The 16,220-nt window shown below is 75.2% G+C and carries 19 protein-coding genes; 3 read left to right on the top strand and 16 right to left on the bottom strand.

The window, feature by feature from the left end:
- Positions 1 to 22 precede the first annotated feature (22 nt).
- From dprA to HL663_RS10125, 3 genes are read right to left on the bottom strand one after another with little or no spacing between them, the layout of a single operon-like run.
- The gene (gene dprA / locus HL663_RS10135) at positions 23 to 1,189 is read right to left on the bottom strand and encodes a DNA-processing protein DprA (RefSeq protein WP_216842541.1); all 1,167 of its coding nucleotides are present in this window, start codon (positions 1,187 to 1,189) and stop codon (positions 23 to 25) included.
- Positions 1,186 to 2,727, bottom strand: a complete 1,542-nt coding sequence (locus HL663_RS10130; protein ID WP_173028271.1) for a YifB family Mg chelatase-like AAA ATPase — start codon at positions 2,725 to 2,727, stop codon at positions 1,186 to 1,188. Before HL663_RS10130 ends, dprA begins: the two co-directional genes overlap by 4 nt.
- Complete coding sequence (locus HL663_RS10125; RefSeq protein WP_173028270.1) at positions 2,724 to 3,119, bottom strand: YraN family protein; 396 nt, start codon at positions 3,117 to 3,119, stop codon at positions 2,724 to 2,726. The genes HL663_RS10130 and HL663_RS10125 overlap by 4 nt, the downstream gene beginning before the upstream one ends.
- A 182-nt stretch (positions 3,120 to 3,301) precedes the next feature.
- Here HL663_RS10125 and HL663_RS10120 point away from each other — a divergent pair, with 182 nt between their 5' ends.
- Positions 3,302 to 4,684 carry an NAD-dependent succinate-semialdehyde dehydrogenase gene (locus HL663_RS10120; RefSeq protein WP_173028269.1) on the top strand — a complete coding sequence of 461 codons (1,383 nt, stop codon included), beginning with the start codon at positions 3,302 to 3,304 and terminating at the stop codon, positions 4,682 to 4,684.
- An 18-nt stretch (positions 4,685 to 4,702) separates the two neighbouring features.
- On the opposite strand, the gene HL663_RS10115 is transcribed toward HL663_RS10120, so the two are convergent.
- The 5 genes from HL663_RS10115 to rplS are packed head-to-tail and all read right to left on the bottom strand — an operon-like array spanning position 4,703 to position 7,308.
- Positions 4,703 to 5,017 (bottom strand): DUF2469 domain-containing protein, encoded by a 315-nt coding sequence (locus HL663_RS10115; protein ID WP_173028268.1) that lies wholly within the window; start codon positions 5,015 to 5,017, stop codon positions 4,703 to 4,705.
- Positions 5,014 to 5,754 carry a ribonuclease HII gene (gene rnhB / locus HL663_RS10110; RefSeq protein WP_173028267.1) on the bottom strand — a complete coding sequence of 247 codons (741 nt, stop codon included), beginning with the start codon at positions 5,752 to 5,754 and terminating at the stop codon, positions 5,014 to 5,016. Before rnhB ends, HL663_RS10115 begins: the two co-directional genes overlap by 4 nt.
- The gene (gene lepB / locus HL663_RS10105) at positions 5,751 to 6,515 is read right to left on the bottom strand and encodes a signal peptidase I (protein ID WP_286175535.1); all 765 of its coding nucleotides are present in this window, start codon (positions 6,513 to 6,515) and stop codon (positions 5,751 to 5,753) included. Before lepB ends, rnhB begins: the two co-directional genes overlap by 4 nt.
- Positions 6,512 to 6,892, bottom strand: coding sequence for a hypothetical protein (locus HL663_RS10100; protein ID WP_173028266.1), 381 nt, complete (start codon positions 6,890 to 6,892; stop codon positions 6,512 to 6,514). Before HL663_RS10100 ends, lepB begins: the two co-directional genes overlap by 4 nt.
- 56 nt (positions 6,893 to 6,948) lie before the next feature.
- Complete coding sequence (rplS, locus tag HL663_RS10095; protein WP_173028265.1) at positions 6,949 to 7,308, bottom strand: 50S ribosomal protein L19; 360 nt, start codon at positions 7,306 to 7,308, stop codon at positions 6,949 to 6,951.
- A gap of 227 nt (positions 7,309 to 7,535) precedes the next feature.
- On the opposite strand from rplS, the gene HL663_RS10090 reads away from it, so the two are divergent.
- Positions 7,536 to 8,294, top strand: coding sequence for an ABC transporter permease (locus HL663_RS10090; protein WP_173028264.1), 759 nt, complete (start codon positions 7,536 to 7,538; stop codon positions 8,292 to 8,294).
- 4 nt (positions 8,295 to 8,298) lie between these two features.
- On the opposite strand, the gene trmD is transcribed toward HL663_RS10090, so the two are convergent.
- The 5 genes from trmD to HL663_RS10065 form a co-directional block, all read right to left on the bottom strand.
- Complete coding sequence (trmD, locus tag HL663_RS10085) at positions 8,299 to 9,525, bottom strand: tRNA (guanosine(37)-N1)-methyltransferase TrmD (RefSeq protein WP_173028263.1); 1,227 nt, start codon at positions 9,523 to 9,525, stop codon at positions 8,299 to 8,301.
- A gap of 4 nt (positions 9,526 to 9,529) precedes the next feature.
- Positions 9,530 to 10,069: a ribosome maturation factor RimM gene (gene rimM / locus HL663_RS10080; protein ID WP_173028262.1), complete on the bottom strand. Its 540-nt coding sequence runs from the start codon at positions 10,067 to 10,069 to the stop codon at positions 9,530 to 9,532.
- An 85-nt stretch (positions 10,070 to 10,154) separates the two neighbouring features.
- Positions 10,155 to 10,397 carry an RNA-binding protein gene (locus HL663_RS10075; protein ID WP_030527967.1) on the bottom strand — a complete coding sequence of 81 codons (243 nt, stop codon included), beginning with the start codon at positions 10,395 to 10,397 and terminating at the stop codon, positions 10,155 to 10,157.
- 2 nt (positions 10,398 to 10,399) lie between these two features.
- Positions 10,400 to 10,855, bottom strand: coding sequence for a 30S ribosomal protein S16 (gene rpsP / locus HL663_RS10070; protein WP_173028261.1), 456 nt, complete (start codon positions 10,853 to 10,855; stop codon positions 10,400 to 10,402).
- A 173-nt stretch (positions 10,856 to 11,028) separates the two neighbouring features.
- Positions 11,029 to 11,490, bottom strand: a complete 462-nt coding sequence (locus tag HL663_RS10065; protein WP_173028260.1) for an RrF2 family transcriptional regulator — start codon at positions 11,488 to 11,490, stop codon at positions 11,029 to 11,031.
- A gap of 121 nt (positions 11,491 to 11,611) precedes the next feature.
- Here HL663_RS10065 and HL663_RS10060 point away from each other — a divergent pair, with 121 nt between their 5' ends.
- Positions 11,612 to 12,565: a sulfite exporter TauE/SafE family protein gene (locus HL663_RS10060; protein WP_173028259.1), complete on the top strand. Its 954-nt coding sequence runs from the start codon at positions 11,612 to 11,614 to the stop codon at positions 12,563 to 12,565.
- 4 nt (positions 12,566 to 12,569) lie between these two features.
- Here HL663_RS10060 and HL663_RS10055 read toward each other — a convergent pair whose 3' ends face one another.
- From HL663_RS10055 to ffh, 3 genes are read right to left on the bottom strand one after another with little or no spacing between them, the layout of a single operon-like run.
- Entirely contained in the window at positions 12,570 to 13,655 is a 1,086-nt protein-coding gene (locus HL663_RS10055; protein ID WP_173028258.1) for an amidohydrolase family protein, read from the bottom strand.
- 23 nt (positions 13,656 to 13,678) lie between these two features.
- Positions 13,679 to 14,500 carry an alpha/beta fold hydrolase gene (locus HL663_RS10050; protein WP_216842540.1) on the bottom strand — a complete coding sequence of 274 codons (822 nt, stop codon included), beginning with the start codon at positions 14,498 to 14,500 and terminating at the stop codon, positions 13,679 to 13,681.
- A complete protein-coding gene (gene ffh / locus HL663_RS10045) occupies positions 14,497 to 16,095 on the bottom strand; it encodes a signal recognition particle protein (RefSeq protein WP_173028257.1) in 1,599 nt (532 codons plus the stop codon). The genes HL663_RS10050 and ffh overlap by 4 nt, the downstream gene beginning before the upstream one ends.
- Positions 16,096 to 16,220: the final 125 nt, after the last annotated feature.

Genomic DNA, 16,220 nt, shown 5'->3' with positions numbered 1-16,220 from the left:
TGCAACGGGAACCGCCGCAACATCATCCGTTCGTCCACGCACGCTCCCGCCCCCGCCGTTCCCCGTCACGACCGGCCGGCGGGGCGGCCTTACGCCAGCGCCCGTCGGACTGCTCGAGCAGACCCAGCACCTCGAGGACCGCGAGCGCCGCGGGCAGCCGCGCGGGGTCGGTGCCGGAGGCCGCCGCGAGGCGTTCCGGCGGGAACCACCGGCGGACGGGGGCGGCCGCCCACACGGCGTACTCGGTGGGGTCGAGCGCGTCGGACGGCAGCGCCTCGGGCCGCCGCGCGGGACCGAGCCCCTCCCCGATCCGCCCGGCGAGCTCGACGACGTCCGCGACGTCGGTCACGAGGACCGCGTCGGTCTCGCGGACCAGCTCGTGGCACCCGGCGGACGTCGTGCTCGTGACCGGCCCCGGCACGGCGCCGACCGGCAGGAGGTGGTCGCGGGCCTCCCGCGCCGTCGACAGCGACCCGGAGCGCAGCCCGGCCTCGACGACGACCGTCGCGCGGGCCAGGACCGCGATGAGCCGGTTGCGGGCGAGGAAGCGGCCGCGCAGCGGCTCGGCGCCCGGGGGGACCTCGCCGACGACGGCTCCGGTGGCCGCCACCGCCCGGATGAGCCGCTCGTGCGCCCGGGGGTAGGCCCGGTCGAGGCCGCACGCGAGCACGGCGACGGTCGCGCCGTCGGCGGCGAGCGCACCACGGTGGGCGGCCGCGTCGATGCCGAAGGCGGCCCCGCTGACGACCGTCCACCCGCGCTCGGCCAGGCCCTCGCCGAGCTCGGCGGCCACGCGCAGCCCGTACTCGCTCGCGGCGCGCGACCCGACGACGGCCACCGACCGCTCGGTCAGGGCGGCGACGTCGGTGCCGCTGCGGACGTAGAGGCAGTACGGCGGCGCCGAGAGCCGGTCCAGCTGCGTCGGCCACTCGGCGTCCCCGGGGACCAGGACCCGCAGCCCCGCCGCGCGCACCGCCGCCGCGAGCGCCTCGAGGTCGAGCCCGGGCACCCGGACGTAGACCTCACCGGCGCCCGCGGCCCGACGCTCGCGGATCGCGGCGAGCGCGGCGACGCCGCCCTCGTCGGCGACGACCCGGAGCGTGGGTCCGTGCTTCGGCTCGACGAGGTAGGAGAGCGCGACCCGGGCCCAGCGCTCGTCGCGCTCGAGGGCGCTCCGCCCGCCGCTCACGCCGCCGTCCCCTCGCTCTGGCGCAGCTGCAGCCCGGTCGTCACGTCCTCGCGACCCGGCACGGTGCGCCCGCCGAGGTCGGCGGAGGACCAGGCGACCCGCAGCACCCGGTCGTAGCCGCGCAGGCTGAGCGCGCCGGTGTCGAGGGCGCGGTCGATGACGGCGGTGACTCCGGGCGCGAGCCGGTAGGGCGGTCGGCGCAGGACGTGCCCGGGGACCAGCCCGTTGACCGCCCACCCACCGGCGGACCAGCGCTCGGCCTGCGCGCCGCGGGCCGCGAGGACCCGGGCGGCCACGACCGCGCTCGACTCGCCGACCTCGTCGCCGAAGGCCGCCCGCCGCACGGGCGGGACGCGGACGCGCAGGTCGACCCGGTCGAGCAGCGGGCCGGACAGGCGACCGGCGTAGGAGCGCAGGTCCAGTGCGCTGCACCGGCACTCGGCCCCCTTGCCGTAGGCCATCCCGCACGCGCAGGGGTTGGCGGCGAGCACGAGGAGGAAGCGCGCCGGGTAGCGCACGAGCGCCTTGGACCGGGCGATGACGACCTCCCCGCTCTCGAGGGGCTGGCGCAGGGTCTGGAGCACGGTGGAACGGAACTCCGGCGCCTCGTCGAGGAAGAGGACGCCGTGGTGGGCCCGCGAGACCGCGCCGGGCAGGACGACGCCGGACCCGCCACCGGCGAGCGCGGCGACCGAGGTGCTGTGGTGCGGTGCGACGAAGGGCGGCGTGCGGTCGAGGCGGCCCACCTCCCCGACGGGCGCGACGAGCGAGCGGACGGCGTGCACCTCGAGCGCCTCCTCACGACCCAGCCGGGGCAGGACGGTGACGAGCCGCTCGGCGAGCATCGTCTTGCCTACGCCCGGCGGCCCCGTCATGAGGAGGTGGTGGCCGCCGGTGGCGGCGAGCTCGAGTGCCGTGCGGGCCTCGGGCTGCCCCACGACGTCGCCGAGGTCGAGCCGGCGGCGGGGCTCGTCCTCGACGTGGGGCCGACGGGCGGCGACCGGCAGGCCGCCCGGGGCCGGCTCACGGTACCAACGCACGACTTCCTCGAGGGTGCGGGCGCCGTGGACGACGAGCCGGTCGACGAGCTGGGCCTCGGCGACGTTCTCGTCCGGGACGACGACGTGCCGCACGCCCTGGCGCGCGGCCTCGAGGAGCGCCGGCAGCACCCCGCGCACGCCGCGCAGCCGCCCGTCGAGGGAGAGCTCGCCGAGGTGGACGACCGGCTCGACCGGCTCGCGGGGCAGGACGCCGGCGGCCGCGAGGACGGCGACGGCGATGCCGAGGTCGAACGCGGAGCCGCGCTTGGGCACCGACGCCGGCGAGAGGTTGACCGTGACCCGGTGCGGTGGGACGGGCACGCCGGCCGTCGCGGCGGCCGCACGGACCCGGTCGGGCGCCTGCGCGCACGCGGTGTCGGGCAGGCCTCCCACCGAGAAGCCGGGCAGCCCCGCCGCGATGTGCGCCTCGACGTCGACGAGCGTGCCGTCGAGCCCGGCGAGGGCGACCGCCCGGGTGCGCCCGAGCCCGAAGGTCATGACCCCACCCCCTCGACGTGCCGCACCTGCGGCGCCTGCCCCGGGCGGCAGAGCACGCCGACGACGTCGATGCGCACCCGCGCCGCGCCGGGGTGGGCCCGGGCGTAGACGGCGGCGAGGCGGCGCAGGCGCAGCGCCTTGGCCACCGTCACCGCCTCGACCGGATCGCCGAACCCGGTGCCGCGCCTCGTCTTGACCTCGCAGATGACGAGGCACCGCCCGTCCAGCGCCACGAGGTCGACCTCGCCGTGCTCGCACCGCCAGTTGCGCTCGAGCACGCGCATCCCCCGCTCCTCGAGGTAGCGCGCGGCGAGGTCCTCCCCGTAGCGGCCGAGCCGTCGGCGGGGGTCGGGTGGTGGGTCGGGCGGGGCGCCGGTCGGTGTCGTCGTCATGGAGCCAGCCAAGCCGCGCGGCCGAGGCGCCGACAGGGGGCGCGGCGCATCTGTGGACGACGGGCGTCCGGGCGCTCGCCTGTGGACGACGACCCGGCCCCGCCGTCCGGACGGGCGCCCCGCGGCGGCGGCCGTGCCAGCATCGATGACGACCCCGCCCGCCCGACCGCAGGAGCACCCCCGTGACCACCTACCGCGTCGTCGACCCCGCGACCGACGAGCTCGTCGCCGAGCACCCCACGGCCACCGACGCCGAGGTCGAGGCCGCCCTCGCCCGTTCGCACGCCGCCCAGCGCGTCTGGCGGGCGGTTCCGGTGGAGGAGCGCGCGGCGGTCGTGCGCCGGGCCGGCGAGCTCTTCGCCGAACGCCGCGACGAGCTCGCGGCCCTCGTCACGCGCGAGATGGGCAAGCGCACCGGCGAGGCGAAGGGCGAGCTCGGCCTGGTCGCGGACATCTGCGCCTACTACGCCGAGGACGGCCCGGGGATGCTCGCCGACGAGCCGCTCAGCCCCCGCCGGGGCGGCCGGGCGCACCTGCGGCACGAGCCGGTCGGGCCGCTGCTCGGGGTCATGCCGTGGAACTTCCCCTACTACCAATCGGTCCGCTTCGCCGCCCCGAACCTCCTCGCGGGCAACACGATCCTGCTCAAGCCAGCCCCGCAGTGCCCTGCCTCGGCCCTGGCCGCGGCGCAGGTGTGGCACGACGCGGGCCTGCCCGACGGCTGCTACGAGGTGCTGCTGGCCACCGACGAGCAGGTGGCCGACGTCGTCGCCGACCCGCGGGTCGCCGGGGTCTCGGTCACCGGCAGCGAGCGCGCCGGCTCGGCCGTCGCCGCGCAGGCCGGGCGCCACCTCAAGAAGGTCGTCCTCGAGCTCGGCGGGTCCGACGCCTTCGTCGTCCTCGCCGACGCCGACCTCGACCGGGCGGTCAAGCACGCCGTGATGGGCCGGATGCAGAACTGCGGCCAGGCCTGCAACGCCGCCAAGCGGATGATCGTCGTCGACGCCGTCCACGACGCGTTCCTCGAGCGGTTCGCCGCGGCCGTCGGCGCCCTGCGCCCGGGCGACCCCACCGACCCCGCGACGACGCTGGCGCCGATGTCCTCCGAGGCCGCCGCCGCCGGCCTCGTCGCGCAGGTGCAGGACGCCCTCGACCGCGGTGCCACCGCCGTCGTCGGCGGCGCCGAGCGGCCCGACCGCCCCGGCGCGTGGGTGACCCCGACCGTCCTCACCGGTGTCGTGCCGGGGATGCGCGCCCACGACGAGGAGCTCTTCGGGCCGGTCGCGGTCGTGCACCGCGTCGCCGACGCCGACGCCGCCGTCGAGCTGGCCAACGCCTCGCCGTTCGGCCTCGGGGGCGCGGTCTTCGGCACCGACCCCGACGCGGTCGCCGACGTCGTCGCCCGCCTGGAGACCGGGATGGTGTGGGTCAACTCGATGCAGGGCTCGATGGCCGACCTGCCCTTCGGCGGCACCAAGCGCTCCGGCGTCGGCCGCGAGCTCGGGACCCTCGGCATCCGCGAGTTCGTCAACACCAAGCTCGTCCACGAGCCCGGCGCCCGCTGAGCGCCGGAGGGAGGCGGCCTAGAACTCGCCCTTCGGCATCTCGAGCTCGGACTTCGCGAGCTCCTCGACGTTGACGTCCTTGAAGGTGACGACCCGGACGGTCTTCGCGAAGCGCGCCGGCCGGTAGATGTCCCAGACCCACGCGTCGTGCATCGTCACGTCGAAGAAGACCTCCCCGCCGTCCGAGCGCACCTTCACGTCGACGCTGTTGCACAGGTAGAAGCGCCGCTCGGTCTCGACGACGTGGCTGAACAGCCCGACGACGTCGCGGTACTCGCGGTAGAGCGCGAGCTCCGCCTCGCTCTCGTACTTCTCGAGGTCCTCCGAGCTCATCGCTCCCCCACGCTCGTCAGGTCGGTGCCGGTCACCGGGCCATCATCGTCCATCGTGCCGGGCAGCCGCCACGAGCGTCGGTGCCACACCGACGGGCCGTGCGTGCGCAGCGCGTCGAGGTGGTCCGGCGCGGCGTAGCCCTTGTTGCCGACCCAGCCGTAGGCGGCGTGCTCGCCGTCGTCGGCGCCGAGCTCGACCATGATGCGGTCGCGGGTCACCTTCGCGAGGACCGAGGCCGCCGCGACCGACGAGCAGCGCAGGTCGGCCTTGACCATCGTCGTCACCGGCGGCGTCACGGCGGGCTCGTCGTGGCCGAACGCGAAGAGGCCGACGTCCTCGGGCGCCGTCAGCCAGTCGTGGTTGCCGTCGAGGATGACGAGGTCGGGGCGCACCCCGCACTGCGCGAGCGCCCGGGTGCCGGCCAGCCGCAGCGCCGCGATGATGCCGACCTCGTCGATCTCGGCCGCGCTGGCGTGGCCGACGGCGTGGCAGAGGGCCCAGCGCTCGATGCGCGGGACCATCGCCTCGCGCGCGTGCGGCTGGAGCAGCTTGGAGTCGCGCACGCCCTGCGGTGCGCTGCGGCAGGTCTCGTCGATGACGACGACCCCGACGGTGACGGGGCCGGCGAGCGCGCCGCGGCCGACCTCGTCCATCCCGGCGAGGACGCGGTGCCCCTCGCGCTGCAGCGCCCGTTCGACGCGCAGGCTGGGCTTCTTCGAGGTGGGCGCGGGGCTCACGAGCCGGGCGTGCGGGCGGGGACGCCCGAGAAGGTCTGCGGGAAGTCCGAGAGCCAGTCCAGGCGCGAGAAGGGCCAGACGACGCCGACCGCGCGGCCGGTGATCCGGCTGATCGGCACCGAGCCGTCGCTGCCGTCGCCGGACTCGTCGTGGTAGCGCGAGTCCTCGCTGTCGGAGCGGTGGTCGCCCATGACCCAGACGTGGCCGGCGGGCACGGTGATGTCGAAGGTGATCGAGCTCGCGACGTCGCCGGCCTTGAGGTAGGGCTCGTCGACGGCCTTGCCGTTGATGCTCAGCTGCCGCTGGTCCGTGCAGCACACGACCCGGTCGCCGGGCAGGCCGATGACCCGCTTGATGAGGTGGTCCTCGGACTCGCTCGGGAGCAGCCCGACGAAGACGAGGGCGTCGTGGATCGTGCCCGAGACCCCGGTGCGCGGGGTCGGCGGGACCTCGCCGAGCCAGCCGCCCGGGTCCTCGAAGACGACGACGTCGCCCCGCTTCAGGTCGAACGGGCCGGGGGTCAGCTTGGAGACGACGACCCGGTCACCGACGAGGAGGGTGTCCTCCATCGAGCCGGAGGGGATGAAGAAGGCCTGGAGCAGCCACGTCTTGACGACGAACGAGAGCACCATCGCCATGACGAGGACGAGGGCGACCTCCTTGACGGCCGCGCCGACGACGCCCACCGGCGAGCGGTGCCGCTCGGGCTGCGGGGTGGGCGGCACCGGGCCCTCGCCGCGCGTGGTCTCCGGCGCGGTCACGGGAGCCCCGGCGCGGGGATCGTGCCGACGGAGCCCATCCGGTCCAGCGGCCAGAACCGCCAGAGCACGGTGCCGACGACGTCGGCCCGGGTCGCGGCGGCCTCGGTCGAGGACTCGAGGTGCAGCGCCCCGCCCTCGTCGACGAGGCCGGTCTCACCGGCGTCGACGTGGTGGTCGGTCTTGAGGACGAGCACACGGTCTCCTGGCTCGAGGACGGGGGCGTAGCCGGCGGTCGGCACGTGGTAGCTCTCGAGGAGCAGACCGCGCACGAGGGCCCCGGCGAGGACGGCGATGACGAGGACGACGAGCGCCCCGGGACGCCACGACCCGGTGCGCGCCGTGGCGGGCACCGGGTCGGTGGCGGTCGGGGCAGTCACTCGCCCGAGGGTAGTCCTCGAGGATGTGAGCCGCGCCCGGGTGGTCGGCTCGCCTCTCAGGCGTTGGCCGGGGTGTCGCGCTTCTCGCGGATCTTGGCGGCCTTGCCGCGCAGCTCGCGCAGGTAGTACAGCTTCGCGCGGCGGACGTCACCGCGGGTGACGACCTCGATCTTGTCGATGATCGGGGTGTGGAGCGGGAAGGTCCGCTCGACGCCGACACCGAAGGAGACCTTGCGGACGGTGAAGGTCTCGCCGACGCCGCCGCCGTGGCGACGGATGACGACGCCCTTGTAGACCTGGATGCGCGAGCGGGTGCCCTCGACGACCTTCACGTGGACGTTGACCGTGTCACCGGCGCGGAAGTCCGGGATGTCGGTCTTGAGCGACGCGCGGTCGAGCTCGTCGAAACGCTGCATGGTGGATCCGTTCTCGCGGGCTGCCACAGGTCATCCGCGTGCTGTCGGTGATGCTTCTCGCTGACGGGTGCGCCACCACCCGGCCGCATGCCGCTGGTCGGACCGGGGTCCGGGGCACTCCCCCTGTGGCGGGGGCCTTCGGTGTGGGGTGGCGCAGCGGTCCAGTCTGCCAGAGGGCGAGGGGTCCGGAGAAATCGGCGGGGCCCCGCGGCCCTAGGCTTCCGGGGGTGACGATCGACCCCGGCCTGCCCGTCGCCCTCGCCGTCGTCCTGCTCCTCGCCGTGACGGTCGGCGGGTACGTCCTCGGGCGGCTGCCGCGCCCGGCCTCCCCCGTGCTCGCGATGGCCCGCGCGATCGGCCAGCTCGGGGTCGCGGCGCTCGTCATCACCGCCGTCGTGCGCTCGCTCGCGCTCTCGGTCGTCCTGCTCTGCGTGATGTTCACGATCGCCGTCGTCACGACCGTGCGGCGGGTCGAGGCCACCCGGGCCTGGCCGTGGGCGACCGTGGCGATGCTCGCCGGCCTGCTGCCGGTGGTGCTCGTCGTCCTCGTGACCCGGACCGTCCCGCCGACGGGCCTGGCGCTCGTGCCGGTCGTCGGCATCATCGCGGGCAACACGATGAACGGGCACACCCTCACCTGCCGGCGGGCCTTCGCCGCGCTGCGCGAGGAGCACGGACAGTACGAGGCGGCGCTCTCGCTCGGGCTGACGCGGGCCCAGGCGGTCGAGGAGGTCGTGCACCGCCGGGTGCCGGAGGCGCTCGTGCCCGGGCTCGACCAGGTGCGCACGGCCGGGGTCGTCACCCTGCCGGGCGCGTTCATCGGCGTCCTGCTCGGCGGGGGCACCCCGGCGCAGGCGGCCGCGGCGCAGGTGCTCGTCCTCGTCGGCATCATGGCGGCGCAGACCGTGACGGCGGTCGTGGCCGAGCGGCTCATCGGGAAGGCGCTGCTGCTGCCCGACGACCTGCGGGCGTCGCTGCGCCCCTGACGGGTCAGCGGGTGCGCGGGCGGCGCTTGGTGAGGTCGACCGTGCCGGGGAAGGACCCCTCGCCCGGCAGGAGCCGGTAGCCCGCCCGCTTGTAGCGCCGGATGTTCGCCTCGCTCACCCGGCCGGTGTTGATCCAGTACGTCGAGACCGACTCCGGCGCACCGGCTTCGGCGAGCGCGAGCAGGTCGCGGCCGAGGCCACGGCCCTGGAGGTCCGGCGCGACCATGAGGCGCCCGGTCTCCCACACGGACTCCTCGCCCGGACGCACCCGGCCGCGGACCGACCCGACGAGCCGGCCGGCGCCGTCCGCGCCCACCGGGACGCGCGCGGCCCAGGTCGTCCACTCGCGCAGGCCGCGGGCGACGTCCTCGAGGTCCTCCTCGAGCGGCGGGATGTGCCAGGACCCCGAGATGCGCCCCTCCTGCATCCAGCAGGCGCGCTGGAGGACGAGGAGCTCGGGGGCGTCGGCGGGGACGGCCGGGCGCACGTCCAGCCCGTCGAGACCGCCGACGGCGGCGGCCGCCGCGGCGAGGTCCGGGCGGCGCGCGACGGTGCGGGCCACCCGCTGCTCGTGGCGCCAGCGGGCGATGGCCGCGTGGTCGCCGGAGAGCAGGACGGGCGGCACCGCGCGGGCGACCTCGCCGTCCTGCCAGAGCGCCGGCCGCGTGTAGACGGGGTACTCGAGCAGGCCGCCCTCGTGCGACTCCTCGACGAGGGACTCGGCGTTGCCGACGACCCCCGGCAGCAGCCGCGCGACGGCCTCGACGACGGCGAGCACCGCGACCTCTCCCCCGTTGAGCACGTAGTCGCCGAGCGAGACGACGGTGACGGGCATCCGCTGCGCCGCGTGCTCGTAGACGCGCTCGTCGAGCCCCTCGTAGCGCCCGCACGCGAAGGCGAGCCAGGGCTGCGCCGCGAGCTCGTGGGCCATCGCCTGGGTGAAGGGGACGCCGCCCGGGCCGGGCACGAGCAGGTGCGGCACGGGCGCCGCCTGCGTGGCCCCGGCGGCCACGACGTGCTCGAGCGCCCCGGCCCACGGCTCGGGCTTCATGACCATCCCGGCGCCGCCGCCGAACGGGCTGTCGTCGACGGTGCGGTGCCGGTCGAGGGCGAAGTCGCGCAGGTCGTGGACGTGCAGGTCGAGCAGGCCGTCGCGGCGCGCCTTCCCGATGAGCGAGAGGTCGAGCGGCGCGAGGTACTCGGGGAAGATCGAGACGACGTCGAGGCGCACCGGCTCAGTCCTCGAGGTCGAAGAGGCCACCCGGGGCGTCGACGACGACGCGGCCGCCCGCGACGTCGACCTCGGGCACGAGGGCCGCGACGAACGGCACCTCGCCCGTGCGGCCGTCGGTGAGCCGCACCGCGAGCCGGTCCTGGGCCGCGCCGATGACCAGGCCGGTCACCTCGCCGATCCGGTCGCCGGCGGGCGTGTGGACGGCGAGCCCGACGAGCTGGGCCTCGCTGAAGAGGTCCTCGTCGCCCTCGTCGGCGACCTCCGGGGCGTCGCCGGCGAGCACGAGCCGGGTACCGCGCAGGCCCTCGGCGCCGGTGCGGTCCGGCACGCCCTCGAAGGCCACGAGCCAGATGCCGTTGTGCACCCGGGTCGAGCGCACGGTGAGGACGCGGGGCACGCCGGAGCCCGGGTCCGCCTCGGTGTCGAGCACGGCGCCGACGGCCAGCCGCAGCTCGGGCTCGTCGGTGTGCAGGCGGACGGTGACCTCGCCGCGCAGGCCGTGCGGCCGGCCGATCCGGGCGATGACGGTGGACTCGCTCACGAGGACATCCTCTCGGGGGACGGGGGGAACGACGGACGGCGGGGCGCCCCGGTGTGGGGCGCCCCGCCGTCACGGGTGACGCGGGTCAGCGGACCCGGTCGGTGTCGACGATGTCGATGCGGACCGGCTTGCCGCCGGCGAGCGCCCCGAGCACGGTGCGCAGCGCGCTGGCGGTGCGGCCGGAGCGACCGATGACGCGACCGAGGTCGTCGGGGTGCACGCGCACCTCGAGGACCTCGCCACGACGCAGGTCACGACGACGGACCTGCACCTCGTCCTTGTGGTCGACGATGCCGGTCACGAGGTGCTCGAGAGCCTCCTCGAGCACGGTCAGGCCTTGGCGGCGTCGGCGTCGGCGTCCGTGGACTCCGCCGCGGCGGCGCTGCCGTCGGTGTCGGCGGCGACGGGCGCCTCCTCGGCCTTCTTGGCGGCCTTCTTGCGCGGGGTGGTGGCGGCGCTGCCGTCGGCGTCGGCCTTGCCCGCGGCGGCGAGGGCCGCCTCGTAGAGGTCCTTCTTGGGCGTCTTCGGCTCGGCGACCTTGAGGGTGCCGTTCTTGTAGTGCCCGAGGAGCGCGGCGACGGCCTCGGTCGGCTGGGCGCCCTGGGCGACCCAGTAGTCCGCGCGCTCCATGTCGATCTCGATGAGCGACGGCTCCTGGTTGGGGTCGTACTTGCCGATCTCCTCGATCGCCCGGCCGTCGCGCTTGGTGCGCGAGTCCATGACGACGACACGGTAGATGGCGGTACGGATCTTGCCCATCCGCTTGAGACGAATCTTGACGGCCACGGTGGTGGTCCCACTTTCGGTTCGTGGACGCGGCGAGACCGCACGGTCTTCGTGCGGGGAGCCGACGCCCGATGTGTAGGCGTCCGGTCCAGGGCCACACGAGAGGGGCGGGCCCGGACGGGTACAGCGGTCCAGTCTGCCAGAGGGCGCGCCCCCGACCGAATCGGCCGCGGTCAGCGGCTCTCCCAGGCGTCCGGCAGCTCGGCCATCGCCCGGACGTGGTCGGGCAGCCGGCCCTCGAGCACCTGCTCGAGGGTCGTCTCGTCGAGGACGCGCCGCAGCGCTGCCCGGGCCGCGACCCAGACCGTGGCGAGGTGCTCGGCGGAGCCGGTGTAGTGCGTCTCGTGGGGACGCTGTCCGCGTACCTCGGCGAGCGGGCCGTCGACGGCCCGCAGCACCTCCCCCATCGTCACCTCCGCCGGTGGGCGCGCGAGGAGGTAGCCCCCACCGCTCCCGCGCCGGCTGGAGACGAAGCCGGCCCGGCGCAGGTCGCCGAGGATCGCCTCGAGGAACTTGGCCGGGACGCCGGCGCGCCGGGCGAGCTCGTCGGCGGGGTGGGCGCGGTCCGCCGTCGGGTCCTCGGCCAGGACGAGGAGGGCACGGACGGCGTAGTCGGCGCGGGCGGAGATGTCCACGCCGCCATCCTTCCACCGCAGGGCCCGTGTCCGGGTTTCGGGAAAACCTTGCGGCGCGTCCCGCGGTATCCCTATATTTCCTAGTTGTCCGCTAGGTTTCATCTATTCGCAGGGGGTCGCCGTGCGGCGTCTCGTTCTCCTCGCACTCGTCGGTCTGGGCGCCCAGCTCGTCGACGGGTCTCTCGGCATGGCGTACGGGGTCACCTCGACCACGCTGCTGCTCGCCATCGGTACCAACCCCGCGGCCGCGTCCGCGACCGTCCACCTCGCCGAGATCGGCACGACGCTCGCCTCCGGTGCCTCGCACTGGAAGTTCGGCAACGTCGACTGGGCGGTGGTCCTCAAGATCGGCATCCCGGGCGCCGTCGGCGCCTTCGCCGGCGCGACCTTCCTCTCCAGCCTCGACACCTCGGTCGCCGCGCCGGTCATGTCGCTCATCCTCCTGACGCTCGGCGTCTACGTCCTCGTGCGCTTCACCGTCAAGGGCCTGCGCAAGGACCGCGTCGGCCACCCGCTGCGCTCGCGCTTCCTCGCCCCGCTCGGGCTCGTCGCCGGCTTCGTCGACTCGACCGGCGGCGGCGGCTGGGGCCCGGTCGGCACGCCGGCCATCCTCGCGAGCGGCCGCCTCGAGCCCCGCAAGGTCATCGGCTCGATCGACACCAGCGAGTTCCTCGTCTCCGTCGCCGCGAGCCTGGGCTTCCTGCTCGCGCTCGGGTCGGAGGACATCGACTTCACCTGGGTGCTCGCCCTGCTCGCCGGTGGCCTGGTCGCGGCGCCCATCGCGGCGTGGCTGGTCCGGCACGTGCCGCCGCGGGTCCTCGGCTCGGCCGTCGGTGGCGTCATCATCCTCACCAACACCCGCACCATCCTCAAGAGCGACTGGGTCGACGCCGCCGAGGGCACCCGCTGGGCGGTCTACGCCGTGCTCTACCTCGTGTGGGCCGCGGCCGTCGCCTGGTCGCTGCGGGCGCACCGCGCCGAGCGGGCCGAGGAGGCCCGGCTGGGCCGCGAGCTCGACCGCGACCTCGCCGACCTCGAGGACGCGTCCGACCCCGAGGCCGCCCCGCGCGGCTGAGGCCTCAGGCGACGACGGACCCGCGGAGCACGACGGCCACGGGGTGCCCCAGCACCCCGACGTCGGCCCGCGGGTCCTGCGCGTAGACGACGAGGTCGGCCTGGGCGCCCTCCTCGAGCCCCGGCCGCCCGAGCCAGGCGCGTGCCGACCACGTCGCGGCGTCCACGGCCTCCAGCGCCGAGAAGCCGCAGCGCGTCAGCCGCTCCACCTCCTGGCCGGCGAGGCCGTGCGGCAGCGACCCGCCCGCGTCGGTGCCGACGTAGACCGGCACCCCGGCGTCGTGCGCCGCCGCGACGGTCTCGTAGCGGCGGGCGTGCAGGTCGAGCATGTGCCGGTGGTAGTCGGGGAACTTCTCGCGCGCCGGCTCGGCGATCTGCGGGAAGGTGTCGATGTTGACGAGCGTCGGCACGATCGCGACGCCCTGCCGCGCGAACGCCTCGATGCTCTCGGGCACGAGGCCGGTCGCGTGCTCGACGCAGTCGGTGCCGGCCGCGGCGAGGTCGTGCAGGCTCTGCTCCCCGAAGCAGTGGGCCGTGACGCGCGCACCCTCCTCGTGGGCCGCGGCCACCGCCGCGGCCAGCACGTCGGCCGGCCAGCACGGCGTCAGGTCACCGGCCCCGCGGTCGATCCAGTCGCCGACGAGCTTGACCCAGCCGTCGCCGGCCCGCGCCTCGAGCCGGACGCGCTCGACGAGCTGGTCAGGCTCCACCTCCCACGCGAAGTTGCGGATGTAGCGGCGGGTGCGGGCGATGTGCCGGCCCGCCCGGATGATCCGCGGCAGGTCGGCGCGCTCGTCGACCCACCGGGTGTCGCTCGGCGACCCGGCGTCGCGGATGAGCAGCGTGCCGGCGTCGCGGTCGGTCGTGGCCTGCGCCTCGGCGGTCGCGGCGTCCGTGGCCCCGGTGGCGACGAGCCCGACGTGGCAGTGGGCGTCGACGAGCCCCGGCAGCACCCACCCGGCGAGCGTCGTCACGTCGTGGTCGCCCGTGGGCCGCTCGAAGGTGAGGCGGCCGCCGACGACCCAGGCCTGCGCCCGCTCCTCCTCGCGGCCGACGAGGACGGGTCCCGTGAGGTGCAGCACCGTTGCCATGGGCCGACCTTAGCCGCGCGCGCTCAGGTCGTGACGGAGCGGACGACGCGGCGCAGCGTCTCGACGACGACCTCGGGCGCGTCGGTGTGCACCCAGTGGGCCGCGCCCTTGACCGTCACCAGGCGCACCCGCGGGAAGCGCGCGCGCATCGCGGGGACGTCCTCGGGCCGCACGTACCCCGACTCGGAGCCGGCCAGCCAGACGACCGGCCCGTCCCACGACGCGTCCCCGAGGTCGGGGAAGTCGGCGATGAGCGAGCCGCTCCCCCGGTCGGCGTCCCGGCGCACGAGGTCGAGGTTGGCCTGCCACGACCAGTCGCTGCCGTGCCGGCGCAGGTTCTGCAGGAGGAAGGCCTTGACGCCCGGGTCCGGCTCGCGGAAGCGCGCCTCGGCGTCGGCGCGGCTGGTCAGCGCGTCCAGCGGCAGGGCGTGCATCTCGTCGATGTAGCCCCGGAAGCGGTCGAGGTCGCCGTAGCCCTTGGGGGCGATGTCGACGACGACGAGGCTCGCGAGCAGCTCGGGGTGGGTCAGCGCGAGGACCATCGAGACCTTGCCGCCGAGGCTGTGGCCGACGACCACCCAGCGCTCCCCCGGCGCCGCCTGCTCCAGCGTGGCCGCGACGGCCGCGGCGTACCCCTCGTAGGAGAACTCCTCGCTCCACGGCGAGCGACCGTGGTCGGGCAGGTCGACGAGCAGGCAGCGGGCGGCGGTGCCGTCCGGGCCGGCGAGCGCCTTCGCGATCTGGGTCCAGTTGCGGCCCTGACCGAACAGGCCGTGGAGGAACGCGACCCGCGGGCCGTCGGTGCCGACGGCGAGGGTGTTCAGTCCCCCGGCCGGGTGGGTCACTTGCCGAGGAACTTGTCGAAGCCCTTCGGCAGGTTGGCCGGGTCGAACGACGCGGGGTCGAGGTCGCCGCCGCCGGCGCCGAAGCTCGCGCCCGTCGCCGGGGCCTGGGCGGCCTTGGTCGCCGCCGCCCGCTCCTCGGCCGCCCGCTTGGCGGGGTTGCCGGACTTGGACTTCTTGCGCTGCGGCGCCTGCTGGCGGCCGCGCTTGCCCGGGCCGGAGCCCATCCCGGGCATGCCGGGGATGCCGCCGCCCTTCGCGAGCTGCTTCATCATCTTCTGCGCCTCGCCGAAGCGCTCGAGCAGCTGGTTGACCTCGGAGGTCGAGACGCCCGAGCCCTTGGCGATGCGGGCGCGTCGCGAGCCGTTGATCTGCTTGGGGTGGTTGCGCTCGAACGGGGTCATCGAGCGGACCATCGCCTCGACGCGGTCGAACTCGCGCTCGTCGAAGGCGTCGAGCTGGGCCTTCATCTGGCCCATGCCCGGCATCATCCCGAGGATCGACTTGAGCGAGCCCATCTTCTTGATGGCGGCCATCTGCTGGAGGAAGTCGTCGAACGTGAAGTCCTCGGCCGCGAGGAACTTGCGCTCCATCTCGGCGGCCTGGGTGCGGTCGAACGCCTTCTCGGCCTGCTCGATGAGGGTGAGGACGTCACCCATGTCGAGGATGCGCGAGGCCATCCGGTCGGGGTGGAAGACCTCGAAGTCCTTGGTGTTCTCACCGGTCGAGGCGAACATGATCGGCCGGCCGGTAACGGACGCGACCGACAGGGCCGCGCCACCGCGGGCGTCGCCGTCGAGCTTGGACAGGACGACACCGGTGAAGTCGACGCCCTCGAGGAAGGCCTCGGCGGTCTCGACGGCGGCCTGGCCGATCATCGCGTCGATGACGAAGAGGACCTCGTCGGGCTGGATGGCCGCGCGGATGTCGGCCGCCTGCTGCATGAGGTCGGTGTCGACGGCGAGCCGGCCGGCGGTGTCGACGATGACGACGTCGTGCTGGCGGGCCCGGGCCTGCGCGATGCCGTCGCGCGAGACGCGGACCGGGTCGCCGTGCGAACGGGTGCCCTCGACGTCGCCGCCGACGACGTCGTGGCCGGCGGTGTTGCCGCGCTCGGGCGCGTAGACGGGCACGCCGGCGCGCTGGCCGACGACCTCGAGCTGGGTGACCGCGTTCGGGCGCTGGAGGTCGGCCGCGACGAGCAGCGGGGTGTGCCCCTGCTCCTTGAGCCAGGCCGCGAGCTTGCCGGCGAGGGTCGTCTTGCCCGAGCCCTGGAGGCCGGCGAGCATGATGACGGTCGGCGGCTGCTTGGCGAAGCGGATGCTGCGCGTCTCGCCGCCGAGGATCCCGACGAGCTCCTCGTTGACGATCTTGACGATCTGCTGCGCCGGGTTGAGCGCCTCGCTGACCTCGGCCCCGAGGGCCCGCTCGCGCACGGTCCCCGTGAAGGCCTTGACGACCGGCAGGGCGACGTCGGCGTCGAGGAGCGCGAGGCGGATGTCGCGCACCGTCCTGTTGACGTCGGACTCGCTGAGGCGGCCCTTCGTCCGCAGGTTGCGGAAGGTCTCGGTCAGGCGGTCGGACAGGCTCGTGAACACCGGCACAGCCTAACGACTGACGGGCGCCCCGCCGGACCGAGACCCGCTCCCCCGAGACCTCACGCGTATCGGGTCACCCGAGACGACCGCGCTCCACCCGACAACGGTTCTCGGGGGAAGCGCAC

The organism is Arthrobacter sp. NEB 688, assembly GCF_013201035.1.
Taxonomy (GTDB): domain Bacteria; phylum Actinomycetota; class Actinomycetes; order Actinomycetales; family Dermatophilaceae; genus Phycicoccus.
This window is presented reverse-complemented; position numbering and strand designations above follow the sequence as displayed.